This is a genomic window from Pseudomonas sp. SDO55104_S430 (assembly GCF_054070595.1).
Genome location: NZ_JBSVXG010000001.1, coordinates 1 through 22919, shown reverse-complemented (window position 1 = coordinate 22919; position 22919 = coordinate 1). Strand labels below are relative to the sequence as shown.

Genomic DNA, 22919 nt, shown 5'->3' with positions numbered 1-22919 from the left:
CACACAACGGCCCGCCTTCTGGTGGGCCGTCGTGTTTGGGATGCGAATTCGGCTGGCGAGGGACGCGCCGCTAGCGTACAAATTGTCGTTATCGACCACCCGGCTCTAAGGCTGACAATGCGACTGGCTTTCCCAACTGTATTTTTCACTGCCGCGGCCCTGCTCCTGGGCGCCGTCGGCGTGAACGCCGCACCGCAACATGCGTTGACTGTCTATGGCGAACCGGCCAAGTACCCCGCCGGCTTCAGCCACTTCGCCTACGCCAATCCGCTTGCGCCCAAAGGCGGCACTATGCGGCGCTCGGCGATCGAAATCGGTCTTTTCGACCACGTCCTGCCTTATATCGACAAAGGCATCGGCGTCACTCAGATCGACGGTCTGCTCTACTCGCCCCTGGCCCAGCGCTCGCTGGACGAGCCTTACACCGTGTATGGCCTGGTGGCCCGGCAAATCGAGCGTTCCGATGACGGCCTGTCCCTGCGCTTCTATCTCAACCCCAAGGCACGCTTTGCCGATGGCAAGCCGATCACCGCACAAGACGTACGCTATACCTACGATTTGCTGATGACTCAGGGCAGCCTGCGCTATCGCACGCAATTCGCCGATGTCAAAGGCGTCGAAGTGGAGTCGCCACTGACCGTGCGCTTCGACTTCAAGAACAACGAAAACCGCACCCTGCCCCTGGACATTGCGACCCTGCCGGTGTTTCCCGAACACTGGTGGAAGACCCGCGATTTCGCCGGCGGCGGTGGCTATGAGGCGCCGCTGGGCAGCGGGCCATACCGGGTGGGCAAGGTCGACTCCGGGCGCAGCATCACCTTCGAACGCAACCCCGACTGGTGGGGCAAGGATCTGCCGGTCAGTCGCGGGCTCTACAATTTCGATCATTTCAGCATCGAGTATTTCGGCGATACCGACGTGGCCCGCCAGGTCTTGCGCGGTGGCGCCTACGACTACAACCGCGAGTTTTCCGCCACCGGCTACTCCATCGGCTATGACAGCCCGGCGCTGAGCGACGGTCGCCTGCAAAAGGCCCACCTGGCCACCGAAGCCCCGCAACCGAGCCAGGGCTTCGTGTTCAACCTGCAAAAACCGATGTTCCAGGATCGCCGGGTGCGTCAGGCGCTGGTGATGCTCTGGGATTTCGAGTGGAGCAACCGGCAGATGATGCGCAACCTGTACATCCGCCAGCAGAGTTTCTTTTCCAACACCGAACTCGCCGCCCGGCAACTGCCGGATGCCGGCGAGCGGGCGATTCTCGAACCCCTGCGCGGACAGATCCCTGACGAAGTCTTCACCCAGGTGTTCGAAGCGCCCAAGACCGATGGCAGCGGCGTGATTCGCGACAAACAGTTGCAAGCCCTGGCCCTGCTCGAACAGGCCGGCTGGAAACCTGACGGCGATCAACTGGTTAATGCCGAAGGCGAGCCGTTGAGCTTCACCTTCCTGGTCAGCCAGAACGGCATGGATCGTCTGCTGCTGCCATACAAGCGCACCCTGAAGCAGATCGGCATTGACCTGAACATCCGCCGCATCGACGCCTCGCAATATGTGAACCGCCTGATGAGCCGCGACTACGACATGATCGTCACCGGTTACCCGGTCACCACCTCCCCGGGTGGCGAGCTGTTCAACTATTTCGGTTCCGCCGCCGCCACCGATCCCGGTTCGAACAACTACATGGCCCTGAAAAATCCGGCGGTCGACACCCTGATCAACGGCCTGGTGCGCGCCGACAACAAGGCGGACATGCTGCGCTACGCCCACGCGCTGGACCGGGTGTTGCAGTGGAATTACTACTGGATCCCCAACTATTACCCGCCGGGAACCTCCACCGTGTGGTGGAACCGCTTCGGCATCCCGAATGTGCAGGCCAGCAATGACGAAGCCATCGAGAGCTGGTGGGAAGTCAGCACCACGCCCCTGACCAACCAGCAAATGACCGCCGAACGCATTCGCCGTGGCAGCCCCGGAGGACCGCACTGATGTGGGCTTACATACTGCGGCGTCTGCTGCTGATCATCCCGACGCTGTTCATCATTCTTCTGGTCAACTTCGTCATCGTCCAGGCCGCTCCGGGTGGGCCTGTGGAACAGGCCATCGCCCACCTGCAAGGCATCGGCGGCGTGAGTGCCGGCGGCAGCTCCGGCGAAACCAGCAGCGGCACGTCCCGGGCCAGTCGCGGCCTGGACCCGCAATTGATCAAGGACATCGAAAAACAGTACGGCTTCGACAAACCGGCCCATGAGCGGCTGTGGCTGATGATCACCAGCTATGCGCAACTGGACTTCGGCAAGAGCTTCTTCCGCGGCGCCACCGTCACCGACCTGATCCTGCAGAAGATGCCGGTGACCATTTCCCTCGGGCTCTGGGCGACGCTGATCACGTACCTGGTGTCGATCCCGCTGGGCATCCGCAAGGCGGTGCACCACGGCAGCCAGTTCGATATCTGGAGCAGCACCGCGATCATCATCGGCTATGCAATGCCGGCGTTCCTGTTCGCGATGTTCCTGATCGTGGTCTTCGCCGGCGGCACTTCGCTGAACTGGTTTCCGGTACGCGGACTGGTCTCCGACAACTTCGACTCGCTGTCGACCCTGGGCAAGGTCACCGACTACTTCTGGCATCTGGTGCTGCCGGTCACCGCGCTGGTGATCGGCGGTTTCGCCACGTTGACCATCCTGACCAAAAATTCCTTCCTCAATGAAATCACCCGACAGTACGTGGTTACCGCCCGCGCCAAGGGCCTGAGCGAGCAACGGGTGCTGTACGGCCACGTGTTCCGCAACGCCATGTTGCTGGTGGTGTCGGGGATTCCCCAGGCCTTCATCAGCGTATTTTTCGCCGGCTCCCTGCTGATCGAAGTGATCTTCTCCCTCGATGGCCTGGGCCGCATGAGTTACGAGGCAGCGGTTTCCCGGGATTATCCGGTGGTGTTCGGCTCGCTGTTCATCTTCACCCTGTTCGGTCTGCTGATAAAACTGGTGGGCGACCTGTGCTACACCCTGGTCGACCCGCGCATCGACTTCGCCGCGAGGAATGCCTGATGCTCAAGCTTTCGCCGCTCGGCCGTCGTCGTTTCGAGCGTTTCAAGAAAAACCGTCGCGGCTGGTGGTCGCTGTGGCTGTTCATCGGCCTGTTCCTGCTGACGCTGGGTGGCGAGTTGATCGCCAACGACAAGCCGCTGATGGTCAGCTATCAAGGCCAGTGGTACTTCCCGGTGTTCAAGCGCTACACCGAACAGGAATTCGGTGGGCAGCTGCCGTTCCAGGCCGACTACCGCAGCGACTACGTGCAGAAGCTGATCAAGAAGGACGGCGGCTGGTTGCTGTTCCCGCCGATTCCGTTCAGCGACGACACGCCCAACTACGACCTGAACAAACCGGCCCCAAGTCCGCCGTCGAACGTGAACTGGCTGGGAACCGACGATCAGGCGCGGGATGTGCTGGCCCGGGTGATTTTCGGTGCGCGCGTGTCGATTCTGTTTGCCTTGATGCTGACCTTTGTCAGCGCCCTGATCGGCATCGCCGCCGGCGCCTTGCAGGGCTATTACGGCGGCTGGGTCGACTTGCTCGGACAGCGACTGCAAGAGGTCTGGTCCGGGCTGCCGGTGCTGTACCTGCTGATCATCCTGTCGGGCTTCGTCGAACCGAATTTCTGGTGGCTGCTGGGGATCATGGCGCTATTTTCCTGGCTGGCGCTGGTGGACGTGGTCCGTGCCGAGTTCCTGCGCGGGCGCAATCTGGAATACGTCAAGGCGGCCCGCGCGCTGGGCCTGACTGACCATAAAGTCATCGTGCGCCACATCCTGCCCAACGCCATGAACGCGACCCTGAGTTATCTGCCGTTCATTTTGACCGGGGCCATCTCGACCCTCACCGCCCTGGATTTCCTCGGTTTCGGCATGCCGGCCGGCAGCGCTTCCCTGGGTGAACTGATCGGTCAGGGCAAGCAGAACCTGCAAGCACCGTGGCTCGGGTTGACGGCGTTTTTCACCCTGGCGTTGATTCTTTCCCTGTTGGTATTCATCGGCGAAGCGTTGCGTGACGCCTTTGATCCTCGATCCTGATCCGGACTGTAGACATGAGCCTTAACCTGATCGAAATCCGTGACCTCAGCGTGGCCTTCAGTGGCCAGACCGTCGTGCGCAACCTGTGCCTGGACATCCGCCCCGGCGAATGCCTGGCGCTGGTGGGCGAGTCGGGCTCGGGCAAATCGGTGACCGCCCATTCGATCCTGCAACTGCTACCCGAATGCGGCACCGAAACCACCGGCAGCATTCGCTATCGCGGCCAAGAACTGGTGGGCGCCGATGCGGCAAAACTGCGCCAGTTGCGCGGCAACCGCATCGCCATGATCTTCCAGGAGCCGATGACCTCGCTCAATCCCTTGCACAGCATCGAAAAGCAGATCGGCGAAACCCTGCTGGTGCACAAGGGCATGACCGGCAAGACCGCGCAGGCGCGCATCCTCGAGTTGCTGCATCTGGTGGGCATCAAGAATCCCAAGGAACGCCTCAAGGCCTATCCACATCAATTGTCCGGTGGCCAGCGCCAGCGGGTGATGATCGCCATGGCCCTGGCCTGTGAACCGGAACTGCTGATCGCCGACGAACCCACCACCGCGCTGGACGTCACCGTGCAGCGCAAGATCCTGCTGCTGCTCAAGTCCCTGCAACAGCGACTGAACATGTCGCTGCTGCTGATCAGCCACGACCTGAATCTGGTGCGCAGCATCGCCCAGCGCGTCTGCGTGATGAAAGCCGGCGAAATCGTCGAGCAGGCGCCCTGCGAAACTCTGTTTACCGAGCCCAAGCATCCTTACAGCTGCGTGCTGCTCAACGCCGAGCCCGAAGGCGAAGCGCTGCCTCGGGACGAGCGTGAGAACGTGCTGGAGGTGGAGAATCTGCAGGTGCAGTTTGCCGTCAGTGGCGGCCTGTTCCAGCGCAAGACCTACCTCAAGGCTGTGGACGGCATCAGCCTGAACGTGCAGCGCGGCAAGACCTTGGGTATCGTCGGCGAATCCGGCTCCGGCAAGTCGACGCTGGGCCAGGCGATCCTGCGATTGCTCGACTCCAAAGGCAGCATCCGCTTTCAGGGCGAGGCGCTGGACAGCCTGACGCAAAAGCAGTTGCGACCCTGGCGCAAACAGATGCAGGTAGTGTTCCAGGACCCGTTCGGCAGCCTCAGCCCGCGGATGTCCGTGGAGCAGATCCTATGCGAAGGCCTGGAAGTACACAGCGATCTGAGCAACGAGGAATGCAACGCCGAGGTAACCCGGGTGTTGCAGGAGGTCGGCCTCGACCCGAAAAGCCGCCATCGCTACCCCCACGAATTCTCCGGTGGCCAACGCCAACGCATCGCCATCGCCCGGGCGCTGGTGCTCAAGCCGGCATTGATCCTGTTGGACGAACCTACCTCGGCTCTGGATCGCACCGTGCAGAAACAAGTGGTCGCCCTGCTCCGCCAGCTTCAGGAAAAACATGGTCTGACCTATCTGTTCATCAGCCATGACCTGTCCGTCGTCCGCGCCCTGGCCCACGACATGATCGTGGTCAAGGACGGCAAGGTGGTGGAAAGCGGCGCCAGCCATGAAGTGTTCGAATCGCCGCAGCATCCGTACACCAAGGAGCTATTGGCGGCGGCGCATTTGGGGCAAGCATAATTCGGCACCAGGCTTTAGACCGCGTAGCGGCCATCGCGGGCAAGCCCGCTCCCACAAGGTCATGAGGTTGACCCTGGATTTGGGTCCGACACAAAACCTGTGGGAGCGGGCTTGCCCGCGATGAGGCCGGCACAGGCAACACACAATTTAGGATCAATCCATGAACACCACCGAAAGCCTCAAGGACTACCAGCGCGTCCGCCTGCTGGCGATCCGCTCTCTGTTCGAGATCATCGAGCAGTCGAGTGAAGGCACGGTGATCGTCGACCGCGACGCCAACATCGTCTGGATGAACGAACGCTACGCCCGGCGCTTCGGCCTGCCCTCGGCCGAAGTTGCCATCGGCAAGGCCTGCGAAAGCGTGATCCCCGGCAGCCTGTTGCGCGAAGTGGTGCGCACCGGCCGGCCGATCCTGCTGGACATGCAGGACACCCCCAAGGAACCGTTGGTGGTCATGCGCCTGCCGATTCACGACGATGCCGGCGAGGTGATCGGCGCCATCGGCTTTGCCCTGTTCGACGAACTGCGCAGCCTGTCACCGATGCTCAAACGCTACATGAGCATGCAGGAAGAGCTGGCCTCGACCCGCTCGCTGCTGCGGGCGCGGCAAACCAAATACAACTTCGCCCACTTCATCGGCACCAGCGCCGCCAGCCTGGAAGTCAAACGCCGCGCCCGACGCAGCGCCAGCACCGAATCGCCGGTCTTGCTGCTGGGCGAAACCGGCACCGGCAAGGAGCTGCTGGCCCAGGCGATCCACAACGCTTCGCCCCGCGCGCACAAGGCCTTTGTCAGCATCAACAGCGCAGCCATCCCCGAATCGCTGCTCGAAGCCGAGTTCTTCGGCACCGCCCCCGGCGCCTTCACCGGCGCCGACCGCAAGGGCCGCGCCGGCAAATTGCAGATCGCCCAGGGCGGCACTCTGTTTCTCGATGAAATCGGCGACATGCCGCTACCGCTGCAAAGCAAACTGCTGCGAGTCCTGCAGGAAAAGGAATTCGAGCCAGTGGGCTCCAACGAGGTGATCCAGAGCGACGTACGCGTCATCGCCGCGACCTCCTCCGATCTTGAAGCCGCGATCAAACGCGGCGAGTTTCGCGCCGACCTGTACTACCGCCTCAACGTCCTGCCGATCCAGGTACCGCCGCTGCGCGACCGCCTCGATGATTTACCCGCGCTCAGTGAAGCGATTCTTGAAGAGTTGCGCAGCCAGCATGAACTTAATGGCGAAGCGTTGGCAATGCTGGGCCAGCATGCCTGGCCTGGGAATATTCGCGAGTTGCGTAATGTGCTGGAGCGGGCGGCGTTGCTCAGTGATGACCTGCGGCTATCGGTGGCGGATATACGGGCGGCGATCGGGACTTTTACGCCAGTTGAGCGGGTGGCGGCGGAGACCATCGAACCGTTGGAGCACGAGACGTTCAGTGCGGCGCGGGAGCGGTTTGACCGGCAGTTGATTGGGACGACGCTCGAGGCCTGTCAGGGAAATGTGATTGAGGCCGCCAAGCGCCTGGGGCTCGGGCGCTCGACGCTTTACAAAAAGATGCTGGCATTGGGCATCACGCAGTATTAGACCAAGCCCATGGCGACGGCATAAGCAACCGCAGAGGTCTTGTTTGACACACCCAGCTTTCGCTTGATGTTGTTGAGATGGAAATTGACGGTATCGGGGCAAATATCAAGGATGATGCCCACCTCTGCAGAACTCTTGCCCTCCGCGCTCCACTGCAGGATCTGACGCTCTCGATCCGTAAACAATATGCGTTGAGCGTCTCGCCCCCCAGCACTCTGGAAGGCGGTGCTTTCTGCAAAAATCTCGATCAGGTGCTTGAGTTTCGATTTGAGATCAGACGCCTCTTTCGAGCTAACCAAATTACCTCGCCTCGCAACCGAGAGCGTGTGAGATGCGTTATTGAAGTTACGAACTGTCAGTACACATCCATGCCGTAATCCATAACTCCAGAACTCATCAAACAACTTGCGATTTGCACCCTTGATAGATTCGCGCCAAACAAAAAAACAGGAAACCCTAGCGTTCAGATGACTCAACGACCGTTCTTCGCGCTGAATGGCAGCCAGATAATGAACACTCGAATTGGCAGGAAAGGTGCCAATTACCTTGGTATCAGGATTCACAAATGGAGTCGCAGCTCGGGTAGCGTACAAAAAGAAATCAAATCCCAGGCTTTCAGTCGCTCGATGCAAGAGCCCCATGGTGCATTCGTTACTTCGACACTGCCTGACCTTTTCATCCAACCCGTCGCTCCATGCCGACATGCTCATGTCTCCCAATAAAGGCGAAGGTTATTAGAAGTTATGAACTCCCTGTACGCCTTGAATAGTACTCCCCATTAATCCTTGGGCATCGAGGAAAACTTGTAATCCTTTTCCTTAAATCGAGCGAGATCACTCTGTAAGACAAATCCATCGCGTGTAGAAAATTGTGCGAATTAAAAGTATTGGTGGTGGGAATACGTACAGGGACCAAAGTTTCATGGATGTGACGCCTGCACTTCCCGCCAACGACGATCTATCCTTTAACGATCGCTTCGATCGTGCGACACATTGCGAATGCCTGTCTCGAATCCATCGCCGGATCGCATAGCATTTCAATTCCTACCGGCAACCCCTCCGGACTCATGACGGAGAAGTTCATCGCGATTGCTCGCGCACAACTTGCAACTGAGACATGGCGGGCAAGCTCTAAAGCATTTATCGAGGAAATCTCCAACACAGACACGTTGATACCAACCGTAGGGTGTATCAGAACGTGGCAACGGGTCTGAGCGAAATAATCGACAACATCCTGCTCAATATCTCGAGCGTTGGTCTGAGCACGCTCGTACGCGGGACGACACGGCCGGCCTGGAGGGAAAGCCAGGGCTTTGATTTTACGCATTGTGGCGCTATCACTATTTTCGAGTATTTTTTCCAGCGTTGCAGGTACGTGCGACCGGGAGTTCAAGTAAGCGTTAAATGCTTGCGCAAATTCATAATTAACCATGGTGGTTAATGACTGTGCTGCCCGATCGAATGAAGCAGGCACCTCCTGCATCACGATATTGGCGCCTGCACTGGCTAGTTTAAATATTGCGTTATGCATGCATTCTTCAATCTCCGGCGACAGCATCGTCAGAGAAAAATTTGTTGCAACAGCAACTTGTAATTTGCAGGCCTCGATAGGCGCAAGTTCTTCATATTCGTGGATTAAGCTGTCCAGCAACGAAATATCGTCAAGCGTGTTTGCGATCAACCCTGCTTGGTCATAGCCGGAAGACGTTAACGGACAAATGCCCTCGACGTCTAAAGTAGAAAGAGGCGCCCTACAGGCCGAAACCCCACAGAACGCGGCAGGAATGCGCAAAGAACCCACGGTGTCTTCACCGATCGCAACCCAGACACCACCACCTGCGACACCCGCTGCGCATCCGCCACTGCTACCGCCGGGTGAATGGTTAGGGTACATCGGGTTGGTGACTTTCCCGAAATACGGATTATCGGAAGCCCAGCCATAGCTCATTTCGTCCAGATTCGCTTTACCCACACAAACAGCACCCAAGGACTTCAGACGAGCAACCAGAGAATGATCCTTCGATGGGTAGTTGATGCTCAGCGCCTCGGTTCCGTTTGTTGTCGGGAACCCCAATGCATCAATACTATCCTTGACGATAAAATCGATGCCTGAAAGTACTCCGCCAACATGCTTTGCATCGCTGCCATACGGTGCAGGCAATCGATTGACAAAGACGCAATAGGCGTCGACCCAGTCGATAGATTTGAAAGCGGAAGCTATTCCGAATATCGCTCGATTTGCTAACACCCTGCGCAGACTATTTTCGTAATGCATCTGCAATCCCCTCTGATCATTTGTGACCGACAAACAAGACCACACGCATCAAAAAATGCAACTACCAAAGTTGGTAGTTGCACACCACCAATACAACCTCCAAGCTAGTTAGCTCACCATAAAATCAGGCAAATCAAAGAGAAAGCGGGCATGAATCACGGAAACTACGAAAGTATTCTGGAATTAATCCTGCATCACGTTATCGCATCTCCAGACTCAATCGCCGTCAAATGCGGGTCACAGCGATTAAACTTCCGGCAATTGAATGAGCAAGCTGATCAGGTGGCGGCTTGGCTCGAAAAACAGGAGGTGGCCCGCGGATCAATTATCGCAGTTGCCATGGAAAGGACTACCCAACTGGTGGTTGTACTCCTCGGAATAATGAAACACGGCAGTGCCTATCTTCCACTGGACGTTGATTACCCTGAATACAGAGTCAATTGCCTGCTCGAGAACGCAAATATCGAATACGTTTTCAGTGATTCATCTGAATTTTTCTCAAGGGAACTTTCCGCCGAAATCATCAACCCGGAAAACATCTTTAAACAGGTTTTCCAACGTAAACAATTAGCCCTGCCAAACAGCGATACTTGTGCTTACTGTATTTACACATCAGGCACCACCGGCGAACCAAAAGGCGTGTTAATCAGCCATGGCGCTCTGTTGAACCATACGCAATGGTTCATGGAGGAGTTTTCCGTTACTGAGTCTGACGTCATTCTGCAGCGCACCAGCCTCGCATTTGATGCATCGGTCTGGGAACTATGGACCGGGTTGGCGGCCGGGGCCTGCCTGGTTTTGCTCCCGGCTGCCCATGCCAAACATCCGTTTGGCATCTTGCTGGCACTCCAACAGGAGCACATATCGATTGTGCAATTCGTCCCTACACTGCTGCGTGAGCTAATGCGTTTAAAGCAGTTCGGACATATCCCCTGCCGCCTGGTGTTCTGTGGCGGTGAGCCACTGACCTGGGACCTCATCGATCAGTTCGTTTCGAAAACCCGGTGCCTACTGGTCAATCTCTATGGGCCTACCGAAACGACTATCGATGCTACCTTTTGGCGGGTGGACCTGACGGCGGACAGGAACATGCCCCCGCCTGTGGGGCGCCCCGTACGCGGCGTGCAACTACACCTGCTGAACGAACAGGGTTTGCCGGTGGAACATCAGCAAGAAGGCGAAATAGCGATCGCAGGACCCGGCGTAGCCATCGGCTACGTAAACAGTGTTGTTGAGAACGCGCTACGTTTCTCATCGCTCAATGTCGATGGAGAACCAGTACGGATTTATAAAAGCGGGGACATCGGCGTCGTTTCCGTCTCCGGAGAACTTATCTGCCTCGGACGTCGCGACAGTCAGTACAAGGTCAACGGGCATCGGGTCGAACTACTGGCCATAGAGCACGTAGTTCAACAAACACCAGGCGTACAATGCGCCACCGTCTATATCGATACCCTCGCCAGCGGCGAAAAGCAGATCTGTGCGGCTTACATCGCGCAGTCCGACGCAGAACCTCAAGCCGTCGGGCAACGGATCAAACAGACGGTCTCGCTACAACTCCCCGCCTACATGCACCCAAACCAAATACATGTGCTCGACAGACTACCGCTACTGCCCAACGGCAAGATTGATCACAACGCTCTGCGAGAGAGACATGCCAAATCGGTTGCCGCCGAATCGCCCCTTATCGGCGAACCATCGACCGTGAAACAGTTGCAGGAAATCTGGAGAGAGATTCTCGGTCACCGACCCATTTCGCTCGACAGCCACTTCTTTGAATGCGGGGCCACTTCCCTGACGGTGATGATGCTGCTTGGCAGAATCGCGAACCTGTTCAATATGGACCTGACTCCCAAAGACATTTTCGAGCATCCGATCCTGGCCCGGCAGGCCGCTTTACTCAGTGGCAGCAGGCGCGAGAGGAAGGAAAACGGTCTGCTACTTGATGCACTTGCCTGGCGCAGGCACGCGGGTAGCGAAACGCCAGGACTGGCTCAATGCGAGGTCCTTGAAAAACCGCCACAAACACCGGCCTACCTGGAGAATGTGGTCCTCGCGTTTTACATCCGAGGCGAGTGCTCCGCAGCCAGAGTACGGCAGGCCTTCGGAGCGGTCCTCGAACAGCAACCCGCATTGCGCTGCAGTTTCAAATCCGACGGACAAGGTCATTCGCAGCGAACTCAACACGCCCTTGATGAGTTTCCGCTGCCGTTCAATCTCATCCAGAGCACATCCCAAGACACTCTCCCGGACACCGTGGTACACAGGGTCATCGAAGAATCATTGACCGCCATTGATCTGCGGCAACCACCCTTGGTCCGCGCCACCTACATTGAGTGCCCCAGATCGGATGATGCACTGATCATCACCGCCCACCACATCGCATTCGACGGCTGGTCGGGGGCGCTCCTGATGGACCAGCTCTGCGCTCACTACCAGTCCTTGTTGACGACAGGCGTACCGGGAAACATCCAATCCCGTCTGAGCTACTCGGACTACACGGATGCGCAGCATCAACGTTTTGCCGAGGGTTCGCTGAATCAACACACCGTTTTTTGGGAACAGACACTCAAACACCTGCCCGAGCCCTTTCCCATGCGTGGCACCATTGAGCGGCCCCAAGTATTCACCTTCCGCAGCGCTGTGATTCCAATGAACCTGGATGCGCAGTACCCGACCATCGTGCATTTGTGTAGCCAAACGGGTTCGAGCCTGTACACCGTGATCCTGACCGCATTCCTGATGGCACTCGCAAAAGAGACCGACACCAGCGACCTCTATGTTCGCTCCCCCATCGCCAACCGGACCGATGCGGCCCTGGAGCCAGTGGTGGGGTATTTTGTCCATCCCATGGTGATCCGTCCGAGGCTTTCTGATTGGTCCCCTTCCCTGCACTTGCTGGAGCAGGTCAGTGGTTGCGTACTGGATGCGAGCGGTCACGCACTGCTGCCTCCGCAGAAACTTGAAGCCCACTGTTCACCCTGCTCCAGCGCTTATGGTTCGCGCTTTCCCTATTGGTACAACCACCATAACTATCCCGCCGGGCAACGCCAGCTAGGCACATCTCAGCTTAAGGGTATCGGGGTGCCCTCCAGTGGAATCAAGACTGATGTTTCACTTAACACGCTACGCACAGAAGGCGGATTGGTCGGCAGTCTGTCCTACTACCGTGACGCCATTTCGCAGGAAGCTGCGCACAACCTGATGATGAGTTTCCGGCAGGCACTGGATGATTTGCTTGCACTAGAGCCTTTATCGAGTTGACGAGATCCTCGATTGCGTCGTTGCCTGCGCAACGGATCTTGCCATTGAAAATGCATTTTCGATGGTGTGTGTCGCGCAACAGAATGGGCTCTGGAATTCGAACTCAAATCGCCCGGAGATGCGCGCCGCACTTGCGCGACGGTTGGTGAATCAAGAGCCTTTGGTGCTTGAACACCCCTTTCATCTCTATACCTACTACGACACCGCAATCCATATTTCCTGGGTCTATCCTCTGTGATGTCACACGAAAGTCTCCATAAAGAGACGTTAATCTCTGTTTATGGAAGGATTTCTGAAGATCAAAAGATCGCAGTGTTCGGCAGCTCCTACGCAGGATTTCCGCGTTCCCCTGTAGGAACTGGCGAAGGCTGCGATCTTCTCGCTCCACAAAAAATCTCCAATCAGAGACAAAAGCCTAGCAACAACCCCCGCCAAGAAAATTAAATCCTTATATTTCAACGACTTAAGCTTTTGGCACAGAACTCGCTATAGCCCCCTCCTACAAAGCTTCACCTATACAAAAATAACAATCCCAGGAGACACACCATGAGTGTGATCATTGCCTTGGCGGCCCTCGCGCTGCTGATGCTCGCTGCTTACCGCGGCTACAGCGTTATCCTTTTTGCTCCCATCGCCGCTCTCGGCGCCGTTCTGCTGACCGACCCTTCCGCCGTTGCGCCCGCCTTTACCGGGGTGTTCATGGAGAAGATGGTCGGGTTCATCAAGCTGTATTTCCCCGTGTTCCTGCTCGGTGCCGTGTTCGGCAAGTTGATCGAGTTGTCCGGGTTCTCGCGTTCCATCGTCGCTGCGGCCATTCGCTTGCTGGGTACTCGCCAGGCGATGCTGGTGATTGTGCTGGTCTGCGCGTTGCTCACTTATGGGGGTGTGTCGCTGTTTGTGGTGGTGTTTGCGGTCTATCCGTTTGCCGCCGAGATGTTCCGCCAGAGCAATATTCCCAAGCGCCTGATTCCGGCGACGATTGCTCTGGGTGCGTTCTCGTTCACCATGGACGCCCTGCCCGGTACGCCGCAGATCCAGAACATCATCCCCAGCACCTTCTTCAACACCACCGCCTGGGCCGCGCCGTGGCTGGGGGTGATCGGTACGATCTTCGTGTTCTGCGCCGGCATGCTGTTTCTCCAGCGCCAGCGCAATAAGGCACAACGTGCCGGTGAAGGCTATGGCACGGAGCTGCGCAATGAGCCGGAAACCGCCTCCGACCTGAAGCTGCCAAACCCGTGGATCGCGCTGTCGCCTTTGCTGGCGGTGGGCGTCATGAACTTGCTGTTTACCCAATGGATTCCGCAGTGGTACGGCAAGACTCATAGCTTGACCCTGCCGGGAATGGCCGCGCCGGTCACCACCGAGATCGCCAAGCTGACCGCTATCTGGGCGGTTCAGGCCGCGTTGCTGGTGGGCATTCTCATGGTGCTGGCATTCGGTTTCACGGCGATCAAGAGCAAACTGGCCGAAGGCAGTAAAAGCGCGGTCAGCGGTGCCTTGCTGGCAGCGATGAACACCGCGTCGGAATACGGTTTCGGGGCGGTGATCGCGTCCTTGCCGGGCTTTCTGGTGCTGGCCGACTGGCTCAAGAGCATTCCCAACCCGTTGGTCAACGAAGCGATTACCGTGACGTTGCTGGCCGGTATCACCGGTTCCGCCTCGGGCGGCATGAGTATCGCGCTGGCGGCGATGTCCGAGCAGTTCATCGCCGCGGCCCACGCCGCGAACATCCCGCTGGAAGTGCTGCACCGCGTGGCCGCGATGGCCAGTGGCGGCATGGACACCCTGCCGCACAACGGCGCGGTGATTACCTTGCTGGCGGTCACCGGCCTGACCCACCGCGAAGCTTACAAAGACATTTTCTGTATTACGCTGATCAAGACCCTGGCGGTTTTCGTGGTGATCGGCACTTTCTACGCCACTGGCATTGTGTGAGGTATTCATGACGACTCTTTCAGGCAAGACCGCACTGGTCACCGGCTCCACCAGCGGCATCGGCTTGGGGATTGCCCTGAGCCTGGCCAAGGCTGGCGCCAACCTGATCCTCAACGGTTTCGGCGATGCGTCGAAGGTCATCGCCGAAGTCGCGCAGTACGGCGGCAAGGTCGGCCATCATCCCGCCGATGTCAGCGATCCTGCGCAGATCGCCGACATGATTGCCTATGTCGAACGTGAGTTCGGCGGCGTCGACATTCTGGTGAACAACGCCGGCATCCAGCACGTGGCGCCGGTGGACGAGTTTCCGGTGGAACGTTGGGACTCGATCATCGCCATCAATCTGTCGTCGGTGTTCCACAGCACCCGCCTGAGCCTGCCGGGCATGCGCGCCAAGGGCTGGGGCCGGGTGATCAACATTGCATCGGTGCATGGTCTGGTGGGGTCGACGGGCAAGGCGGCTTATGTGGCGGCCAAGCATGGGGTGATCGGGTTGACCAAGGTGGTGGCGTTGGAAACCGCGACCAGCAATGTCACTTGCAATGCGATTTGCCCGGGTTGGGTATTGACGCCGCTGGTGCAGAAGCAGATCGACGATCGCGCCGCAACCGGGATCGATCCACAGCAGGCGCAGCATGATTTGCTGGCCGAGAAACAGCCGTCGCTGGAGTTCGTCACGCCACCGCAGTTGGGTGAGTTGGTGCTGTTTCTGTGCAGCGAGGCCGGGAGCCAGGTGCGGGGCGCGGCGTGGAATGTGGATGGTGGGTGGTTGGCGCAGTGATCGTCAGCTAGACCGCGTTATCGTTCTTCGCGGGCAAGCCTCGCTCCCACAGGTTCCGTGGGATCTGTAGGAGCGAGGCTTGCCCGCGAATGGAACTGCACATAGAAGAAGAGGCAAATCATGTCCGAAATAATGTGGCAACCCAGCGCCGAGCGTATCGGCAAGACACGCATGGAGGCCTTTCGGCGTTTTGTCATCAAGCGGCACCACGTGCACCTCGATGACTACGCGGCCTTGCACCAATGGTCCATCGATCAGCGCCCTGATTTCTGGCAGGCGATCGTCGACTTTTTTGATATCCGTTTCCATCAACAACCCGACGCGGTGCTGGTGGAGGGCACGCAGATGCCCAGCGCCCAGTGGTTCCCCGGCGCTACCCTGAACTTCGCCGAACACCTGCTGCGCCGTCGCGACGATGCCATCGCGGTGATTGCCGTGGCGGAAAACGGCCAGCGTGAACACCTGACCTGGGCCGAGCTGGCCGAGCATGTCGCCGGCTTTCAGAACGGCCTGATCGCTGCGGGCGTGGGCGTTGGCGACCGGGTCGCGGCGTGCATGCCCAATACCTGGCAAACCCTGGTGGCCATGCTCGCCACCACCAGCCTCGGGGCGATCTGGTCCTGCTCTTCGCCGGATTTCGGCACCCAAGGGGTGATCGACCGCTTCGGTCAGATCGAGCCGAAAGTGCTGGTGACCTGCGCCGGCTACCGCTATGCCGGCAAGGAGATCGATCAGCGCGTCAAGCTGAATGAAATCCTCGAACGCCTGCCATCCCTGCGCCAGCTGGTGGTCGTGCCTTACGCCCGCCCCGACGCGCACATCGAAGAGTTCCACACCGAGGCCAACGTCACGCTCTGGGACGACTTCTATTTCCCCGGCGGCGAGCCGGATTTCGTCGCCGTCCACTTCGATCACCCGCTGTACATCCTTTATTCCAGCGGCACCACCGGCGTGCCCAAGTGCATCATCCACGGCACCGGCGGCACTTTGCTGCAGCATGTCAAGGAACACGGCCTGCATTGCGACCTCGGCCCCGGCGAGCGTCTGTTCTACTACACCACCTGCGGCTGGATGATGTGGAACTGGCTGGTCTCGGCGCTAGCGGTGGGCAGTTCGGTGGTGCTGTATGACGGCTCGCCGTTCGAGCCTGAAGCGCAGCGGCTGATCGACCTGATCGACGACGAGCGCATCAGCGTCTTCGGCACCAGCCCCAAGTTCCTCGCGACCCTGGAGAGCAGCGGCGTCAAACCCGTGCAAAGCCACGACCTGAGCAGCCTGAAAACCATTCTGTGCACCGGCTCGGCGCTGTCGCCGCAGAGCTACGACTACGTCTACCGCGACTTCAAGCCTGACGTTTGCCTGGCCTCGATGTCCGGCGGCACCGACATCATTTCCTGCTTCGCAAACGGCAATCCCTTGCAACCCGTGCGCCGTGGAGAAATGCAGGGCAAGAGCCTGGGCATGGCGGTCGAAGTGTGGAATGACGAAGGGCAGTCAGTGATCGGCGAAAAAGGTGAGTTGGTGTGCACCCGACACTTCCCGGCGATGCCGATAGGTTTGTGGAACGACCCCGATGGCGAAAAGCTGCGCGCCTCCTACTTCAGCCAGTTTCCGGGCGTCTGGGCCCAGGGCGATTACGCCGAGCAGTTGCACGATGGCGGGATGATGATCCACGGACGCTCCGACGCCGTACTCAACCCCGGCGGCGTGCGGATCGGCACGGCGGAAATCTATCGGCAGGTGGAAAAGCTCCCGCAGGTGATCGACAGCGTGGCCATCGGTCAGCAGTGGCAGGACGATGTGCGAGTAGTGTTGTTTGTACGCCTGCAAGAGGGCGTAACACTGGATGAAGCGCTGCAACAGCAGATCCGCCAGGTGATCCGTTCCAACACCACGCCACGCCATGTGCCGGCCAAGATTGTCGCAGTGACCGACATTCCACGGACCATCAGCGGCAAGATCGTCGAGCTGGCGGTGCGCAATGTGGTGCACGGCCAAAAAGTAAAAAACACAGACGCCCTGGCCAACCCCGAAGCCCTGGAGCAATACCGCAACCGCCCCGAGCTCCAGACCTGACGCAATCCCCTGTAGGAGCGAGCACGCTCGCGATGGAGGTCCAGACACCGCGGGGCATCAGGTTGCCAGCGTTATCGTTGACGACCATCGCGAGCATGCTCGCTCCTACAGGGGGTTGTGTCAGTCCACGAGGCCCCAGTCACCGGGAGTGGATTCGCTGTGCAATTTCAGCCGCAGGCGCAAGTTATTGGCCGAATCGGCATGCTTGAGCGCCTCGTCAGCGGTGATCGCCCCCTCCACCACCAACCCATACAACGCCGCATCAAACGTCTGCATCCCCTGCGCCTCGGACTTCTCCATGATTTCCTTGAGTTCGCCCAGCCGATTGAGGCGAATCAGATCGCCGACGGTCGGCGTCCCCAGCAGCACCTCCACCGCCACCCGACGTCCACCATCGACCGAGCGCACCAGGCGCTGGGACACGAACGCCTTGAGGTTGTTTCCCAGGTCATGAAGCAACTGCCCCCGCCGTTCCTCGGGGAAGAAATTGATCACGCGATCCAGCGCCTGACTCGCGTTGTGGGCATGCAAGGTGGAGATCACCAGATGCCCGGTGTCGGCGAAGGCCAGCGCGTGTTCCATGGTTTCGCGGTCGCGAATTTCGCCGATCAGCACCACGTCCGGCGCCTGGCGCAGCGTGTTCTTCAGAGCCATGTGGAAACTTCGGGTATCCACGCCCACTTCACGCTGGTTGATGATCGAGTGCTTGTGCCGATGGATGAACTCGATGGGGTCCTCTATGGTGACGATGTGCCCGCGGCTGTGGCGGTTGCGGTAGTCGATCAGCGCCGCCAGCGACGTGGACTTGCCGGAGCCGGTGGCCCCCACGAACAGCATCAGCCCCTGCTTGAGCATCACGGTCTTGAGCAGCACCGGTGGCATCTTCAGGTCTTCGTAGCGCGGAATGTCGAGCTTGACATTGCGTATCACCATCGAAACGTCATTACGCTGCTTGAAGATATTGACCCGAAATCGCCCGACCCCGGTCACGGACATCGCCAGGTTCATTTCCAGTTCACGATCGAACTCGAGGCGCTGTTCGGCGTCCATGATGGAGGCGGCCATGACAGCAATTTCCCCCGGTTTGAACGCTTGCTCCGACAGCGGCGTAAGTACACCTTCAAAGCGCGCATTGGGTGGCGCACCGGTAGACAGATAAAGGTCGGATCCATCCTGGCTGGCCAGTCTTTTTAACAACGCATCGATTTCCATGGCAAAAAACACCCGCGAAGCATTCAATTGAAAGAAACGACCCGGACCGGATCGCAGCGAGAAACGCTCGATAACAGAGTAGACGCCTCTAACCCGACCATTGTTCATGCAACATCTTCTTGGAAATCTCGATGAGTGCAGCACCGACCGCCAGCGATGCCCAAGCCCTGATTGCCCGGCTCGACTGGGCGAACAGCCCTCTGGGTGACGCCAGCACCTGGCCGCAGAGCCTGCGTACCGCCGTGGACATCGTGATTCATTCGCCGATGCCGATGCTGTTGCTCTGGGGACCGCAGTTGACCCAGATCTACAACGACGGCTTCGCTCTGCTCTCCGGCAGCAAGCATCCGCACGCTTTCGGACAGCCGACGCACCTGATCTGGCCAGAACTTAGAGACTTTGCCGACCCCATTTACAGCGCCGTCCTACAAGGCCAGGTGCGCAGCTACAGCGAACAGCGCTTCACCCTGCAGCGTGACGGCAAGGACTCCGACTTCTGGCTCGACCTGACCTACAGCCCCATCCGCGACGAAAGGGCCGAGGTCGCCGGGATTCTGGTCACCGCCATCGAGACCAACGAGCGCCGGCGCATCGCCCTGGAACTGGAACAACGCTCGGCCGCCAGCCTCAAGGCGCAACGGGAAACCGAGGAACGCCTGCAACTGGCCCTGGCCGCCACCGACGCGGTGGGCACCTGGGACTGGGACATCGGCGAGGACCGTTTCATAGCCGACGCGCGTTTCGCGCAATTGCATGGCATCGATCCCGCCAAGGCCGGGCAACTGCCGATCAGCGCGTATCTGCACGCGGTGCACCCGGAGGACCGCGCCCTGGTCGCCCACGGCATCAAGCGCTGCATTACCGAAGGCAGCGAATACACCGAGGAGTATCGTCTGCAATCCGATGGGCAACTGCGCTGGGTGTTCGCCCGGGGGCGCTGCTACAAGGATCACCACGATCGGCCGATCCGTTTCCTCGGCGCCGCCCTGGACCTGACCGAACGCAAAAACACCGAGCAGGCGCTGCGCCAGAGCCAGACCGAATTGCAGCTGATCATCAACGCCATGCCGATCCTGATCAGCTACGTCGATCGCGAGGAACGCTTTCGCCTGAACAACTCCGCCTATCTGGACTGGTACGGCCTGACGCCTCAGGAACTCTACGGCCGTACCGTGCGCGAGGTGCTCGGTGACGAGGCCTACGCATTGCGCGCCGAGCACATTGCGCAGGCGCTGTCCGGCAAGCCCTGTTGTTTCAGCATCAACACCCCGCACCGTGACGGCAGCATCCGCCACGCGTTGATGAACTACCTGCCGCGTCACGGGGCGGACGGCGCGGTGAATGGCTTCTACATCTTTGTGATCGACGAAACCGAGCGCAAACACACCGAGGAAGCCCTGCGTAATCTCAACGAGACCCTGGAAGAACGGGTCGCCGCCCGCACCCAGCAACTGGCCGAAACCAATCAGCGCCTGCAAAACGAGATGTTCGAGCGCGAACGCGCTGAAGATGCCCTGCGCCACGCGCAGAAAATGGAAGCGGTCGGCCAACTCACCGGCGGCATCGCTCATGACTTCAACAACATGCTGACCGGAATCATCGGCAGCCTCGACCTGATGCAGCGCTACATTGCCGACGGGCGCATCGAGGAAATCGCCCGGTTTACCGAAGCAGCGGTGTCCTCGGCCAATCGCGCCGCCGCCCTCACCCATCGCCTGCTGGCGTTCTCCCGGCGCCAGTCGCTGGACCGCAAGCCACTTAATGCCAACGACCTGATCCACTCGCTTGAAGACCTGTTCAGCCGCACCAAGGGCGACCACATCGTGCTCAAACTGCAACTGGCGGAGAATCTCTGGTCCGTCAGCACCGATGTCAGCCAGCTGGAAAACGCCCTGCTCAACCTGGTGATCAACGCCCGGGACGCGATGCCCGATGGCGGCGAACTGCGTATCGAAACCGCCAACGTCTATCTCGACGGCAGCGACGTCAACATCCTTGAGCCGGTCAAGGCCGGCGATTACCTGATGATCGCCGTCAGCGACAACGGCACCGGCATGACCCCCAAGGTGCTGGCCAAGGCGTTCGATCCGTTTTTCACCACCAAGCCCATCGGCCAGGGCACCGGGCTGGGGTTGTCGATGATCTACGGCTTTGCCCAGCAGTCGGGCGGCCACGTCAGTTTGTTCAGCATGCCCGGCCAGGGCACCAGCGTGCGCCTGTTTCTGCCGCGCCTGCATGACATGGAATCGGAGGATGTGTTGTCGCCAGTGATCGGTGAGGCGCCGCCGGCGATTGCCGGGGAAACCGTGGTGCTGGTGGAGGACGATCCGGCGGTGCGCATGCTGGTGCTGAGCCTTCTCAAGGAGCTGGGTTATCGCGCCTTTGAGGCCGAAGACGCGAAGACTGCCCTGCCCTTGCTCGAATCGGACATGCGGGTCGACCTGCTGGTGACCGATGTCGGCCTGCCGGGCATGAATGGTCGGCAACTGGCGGAAATCGCCCGTCAACACCGGCCGCAGATCAAGGTGCTGTTCATGACCGGTTATGCGCAGATGGCCGCGGAACGCGGAGGATTTCTCGAAGAAGGCATGGACATGGTGGCCAAGCCGTTTTCCATCGATCTGTTGGCCAACAAGATTCGCACGATGATCGGCCAACCCGAGTGAGTTAGGGCATAATCGCGCGCCCCGCTGTAAACCCAGTCAACAGGTAACTGCCCCATGAAAGCTCAAGCCCGCCACATTCTGGTGAAAACCGCCGAAGAAGCCGAGCAACTCAAGCAACGCATCGCCAAGGGCGAAGCATTCGATGTGCTAGCCAAGAAGTACTCCACCTGCCCGTCCGGCAAACGCGGCGGCGATCTGGGTGAAGTGCGGCCGGGGCAGATGGTCGGGGTGATAGATGCGGTGATCTTCAAGAAACCGCTGCGGGTGGTGCATGGGCCGATCAAGAGCAAGTTCGGGTATCACCTGGTGCAGGTGTTTTTCCGGGATTGATATGGTTGGCTTTCGGACGTATTCGCGAGCAAGCCCGCTCCCACAGGGGATCTGTGTCGGATGATATTTTGTGTTCAACACAGCACCAATGTGGGAGCGGGCTTGCTCGCGAACCGGTGGCGCAGCCAACGGCCATTCAATACTTACCTGGGAATCAACGCCCCAGGCACCTGAATCACCCGACTCGCCAACCGATGCCCCGCCTCTGCCGCTTCGACCGCACTGCCACCCTTGAGCCGGCTGGCCAGGTACGCCGCACTGAACGAATCCCCCGCCGCCGTGGTGTCCACCACTCGCTCGACCTTCTGCGCCGGCACTTCAAACGATTCGCCAGCACAACGAATCAGACAGGCCTCGGCGCCGCGCTTGAGCACCACCTCGGGCGTGCCGATCTGCTCGTAGGCTTCGAACACGGCATCACAATCGGCGAAATGGAACAGCGCCTGCTCGTCATCGACGGTCAACAGCGCCAGGTCGACATAAGGCAACACGCTGCGATAAGCCGCCCGCGCTTCCTCGATCGAAGCCCACAGCCGTGGCCGGTAGTTGTTGTCGAAGACCACCCGCGCATTGCGCTGGCGCGCTTCGATCAGGGTTTGCAGCAATCGCTCACGGCCTTTTGCACCGAGCACCGCCAGGGTGATGCCGCTGAAATACAGCATGTCGTAATCGGGTAGCGCCGCCAGGATCGGCTCGGCGGCCGGGGTGGTGAAGCAGTCGCGTACCGCCGCTTCGTTGCGCCAGTAGAGGAAACGACGTTCGCCCGCGGCGTCGGTCTGGATGCAATACAGCCCCGGCAGGCGGCCGGGCAAACGCTGGACCATGTCCAGGCCGATGTTTTCAGCGGCCCAGCTCTGGCACATGGCGTCGCTGAAGCTGTCATCGCCGAGGGCGGTGACGTAGTCGACGCTGCCGGCGGTGCCCAGCTCGCGGGACAGGTAGACGGCGGTGTTGAGGGTGTCGCCGCCGAAGCTCTGTTGCAGACTGCCGTCGGCGCGGTGCTGCAGTTCGATCATGCATTCGCCGATGAGGGCGATGCGGGGGGTGTTGATGGTGTTCATCTGTGGAGTCTCTGGTGTTGCGGTGGTGTCTGGGCGGGCGTCTTCGCGGGCAAGCCTCGCTCCTACAGGTTGGTGTGATC

At 59.4% G+C, this 22919-nt stretch carries 15 protein-coding genes; 11 read left to right on the top strand and 4 right to left on the bottom strand.

Annotated features, from left to right (window positions below):
• Positions 1-117: 117 nt before the first annotated feature.
• From ACW9JE_RS00075 to ACW9JE_RS00055, 5 genes are all read left to right on the top strand, one after another.
• The gene (locus tag ACW9JE_RS00075) at positions 118-1986 is read left to right on the top strand and encodes an extracellular solute-binding protein (RefSeq protein ID WP_224535218.1); all 1869 of its coding nucleotides are present in this window, start codon (positions 118-120) and stop codon (positions 1984-1986) included.
• Positions 1986-3047 carry a microcin C ABC transporter permease YejB gene (locus ACW9JE_RS00070; RefSeq protein WP_224535216.1) on the top strand — a complete coding sequence of 354 codons (1062 nt, stop codon included), beginning with the start codon at positions 1986-1988 and terminating at the stop codon, positions 3045-3047. The genes ACW9JE_RS00075 and ACW9JE_RS00070 overlap by 1 nt, the downstream gene beginning before the upstream one ends.
• Complete coding sequence (locus ACW9JE_RS00065; RefSeq protein WP_224535214.1) at positions 3047-4069, top strand: ABC transporter permease; 1023 nt, start codon at positions 3047-3049, stop codon at positions 4067-4069. The genes ACW9JE_RS00070 and ACW9JE_RS00065 overlap by 1 nt, the downstream gene beginning before the upstream one ends.
• Positions 4070-4083: 14 nt before the next feature.
• The gene (locus ACW9JE_RS00060; protein WP_457431444.1) at positions 4084-5664 is read left to right on the top strand and encodes an ABC transporter ATP-binding protein; all 1581 of its coding nucleotides are present in this window, start codon (positions 4084-4086) and stop codon (positions 5662-5664) included.
• A 160-nt stretch (positions 5665-5824) separates the two neighbouring features.
• A complete protein-coding gene (locus ACW9JE_RS00055) occupies positions 5825-7237 on the top strand; it encodes a sigma-54 interaction domain-containing protein (RefSeq protein WP_457431443.1) in 1413 nt (470 codons plus the stop codon).
• Here the strand turns inward: ACW9JE_RS00055 and ACW9JE_RS00050 are convergent.
• On the bottom strand, positions 7234-7941 hold the full coding sequence (locus ACW9JE_RS00050) for a LuxR C-terminal-related transcriptional regulator (protein WP_457431442.1): 708 nt from the start codon (positions 7939-7941) through the stop codon (positions 7234-7236). The two genes, ACW9JE_RS00055 and ACW9JE_RS00050, sit on opposite strands and share 4 nt — an antisense overlap.
• Positions 7942-8194: 253 nt before the next feature.
• A complete protein-coding gene (locus tag ACW9JE_RS00045) occupies positions 8195-9511 on the bottom strand; it encodes an amidase family protein (RefSeq protein ID WP_457431441.1) in 1317 nt (438 codons plus the stop codon).
• A 150-nt stretch (positions 9512-9661) separates the two neighbouring features.
• On the opposite strand from ACW9JE_RS00045, the gene ACW9JE_RS00040 reads away from it, so the two are divergent.
• The 4 genes from ACW9JE_RS00040 (at position 9662) to ACW9JE_RS00025 (ending at position 17570) form a co-directional block, all read left to right on the top strand.
• On the top strand, positions 9662-12775 hold the full coding sequence (locus ACW9JE_RS00040; RefSeq protein WP_457431440.1) for an amino acid adenylation domain-containing protein: 3114 nt from the start codon (positions 9662-9664) through the stop codon (positions 12773-12775).
• 546 nt (positions 12776-13321) lie between these two features.
• On the top strand, positions 13322-14713 hold the full coding sequence (locus ACW9JE_RS00035) for a GntP family permease (protein WP_457431439.1): 1392 nt from the start codon (positions 13322-13324) through the stop codon (positions 14711-14713).
• Positions 14714-14720: 7 nt separating this feature from the next.
• On the top strand, positions 14721-15494 hold the full coding sequence (hbdH, locus tag ACW9JE_RS00030; protein ID WP_224535201.1) for a 3-hydroxybutyrate dehydrogenase: 774 nt from the start codon (positions 14721-14723) through the stop codon (positions 15492-15494).
• A 120-nt stretch (positions 15495-15614) separates the two neighbouring features.
• Positions 15615-17570, top strand: a complete 1956-nt coding sequence (locus tag ACW9JE_RS00025) for an acetoacetate--CoA ligase (RefSeq protein ID WP_457431438.1) — start codon at positions 15615-15617, stop codon at positions 17568-17570.
• A gap of 120 nt (positions 17571-17690) precedes the next feature.
• On the opposite strand, the gene ACW9JE_RS00020 is transcribed toward ACW9JE_RS00025, so the two are convergent.
• Entirely contained in the window at positions 17691-18782 is a 1092-nt protein-coding gene (locus tag ACW9JE_RS00020; protein WP_457431498.1) for a PilT/PilU family type 4a pilus ATPase, read from the bottom strand.
• 131 nt (positions 18783-18913) lie between these two features.
• Between ACW9JE_RS00020 and ACW9JE_RS00015 the strand changes: the two genes are divergently transcribed.
• The gene (locus tag ACW9JE_RS00015; protein ID WP_457431437.1) at positions 18914-21448 is read left to right on the top strand and encodes a PAS domain S-box protein; all 2535 of its coding nucleotides are present in this window, start codon (positions 18914-18916) and stop codon (positions 21446-21448) included.
• A gap of 54 nt (positions 21449-21502) precedes the next feature.
• Positions 21503-21778: a peptidylprolyl isomerase gene (locus ACW9JE_RS00010; protein ID WP_224541809.1), complete on the top strand. Its 276-nt coding sequence runs from the start codon at positions 21503-21505 to the stop codon at positions 21776-21778.
• Between the two features lie 143 nt (positions 21779-21921).
• Here ACW9JE_RS00010 and ACW9JE_RS00005 read toward each other — a convergent pair whose 3' ends face one another.
• Positions 21922-22839, bottom strand: coding sequence for a sugar kinase (locus ACW9JE_RS00005; protein WP_457431436.1), 918 nt, complete (start codon positions 22837-22839; stop codon positions 21922-21924).
• Positions 22840-22919: the final 80 nt, after the last annotated feature.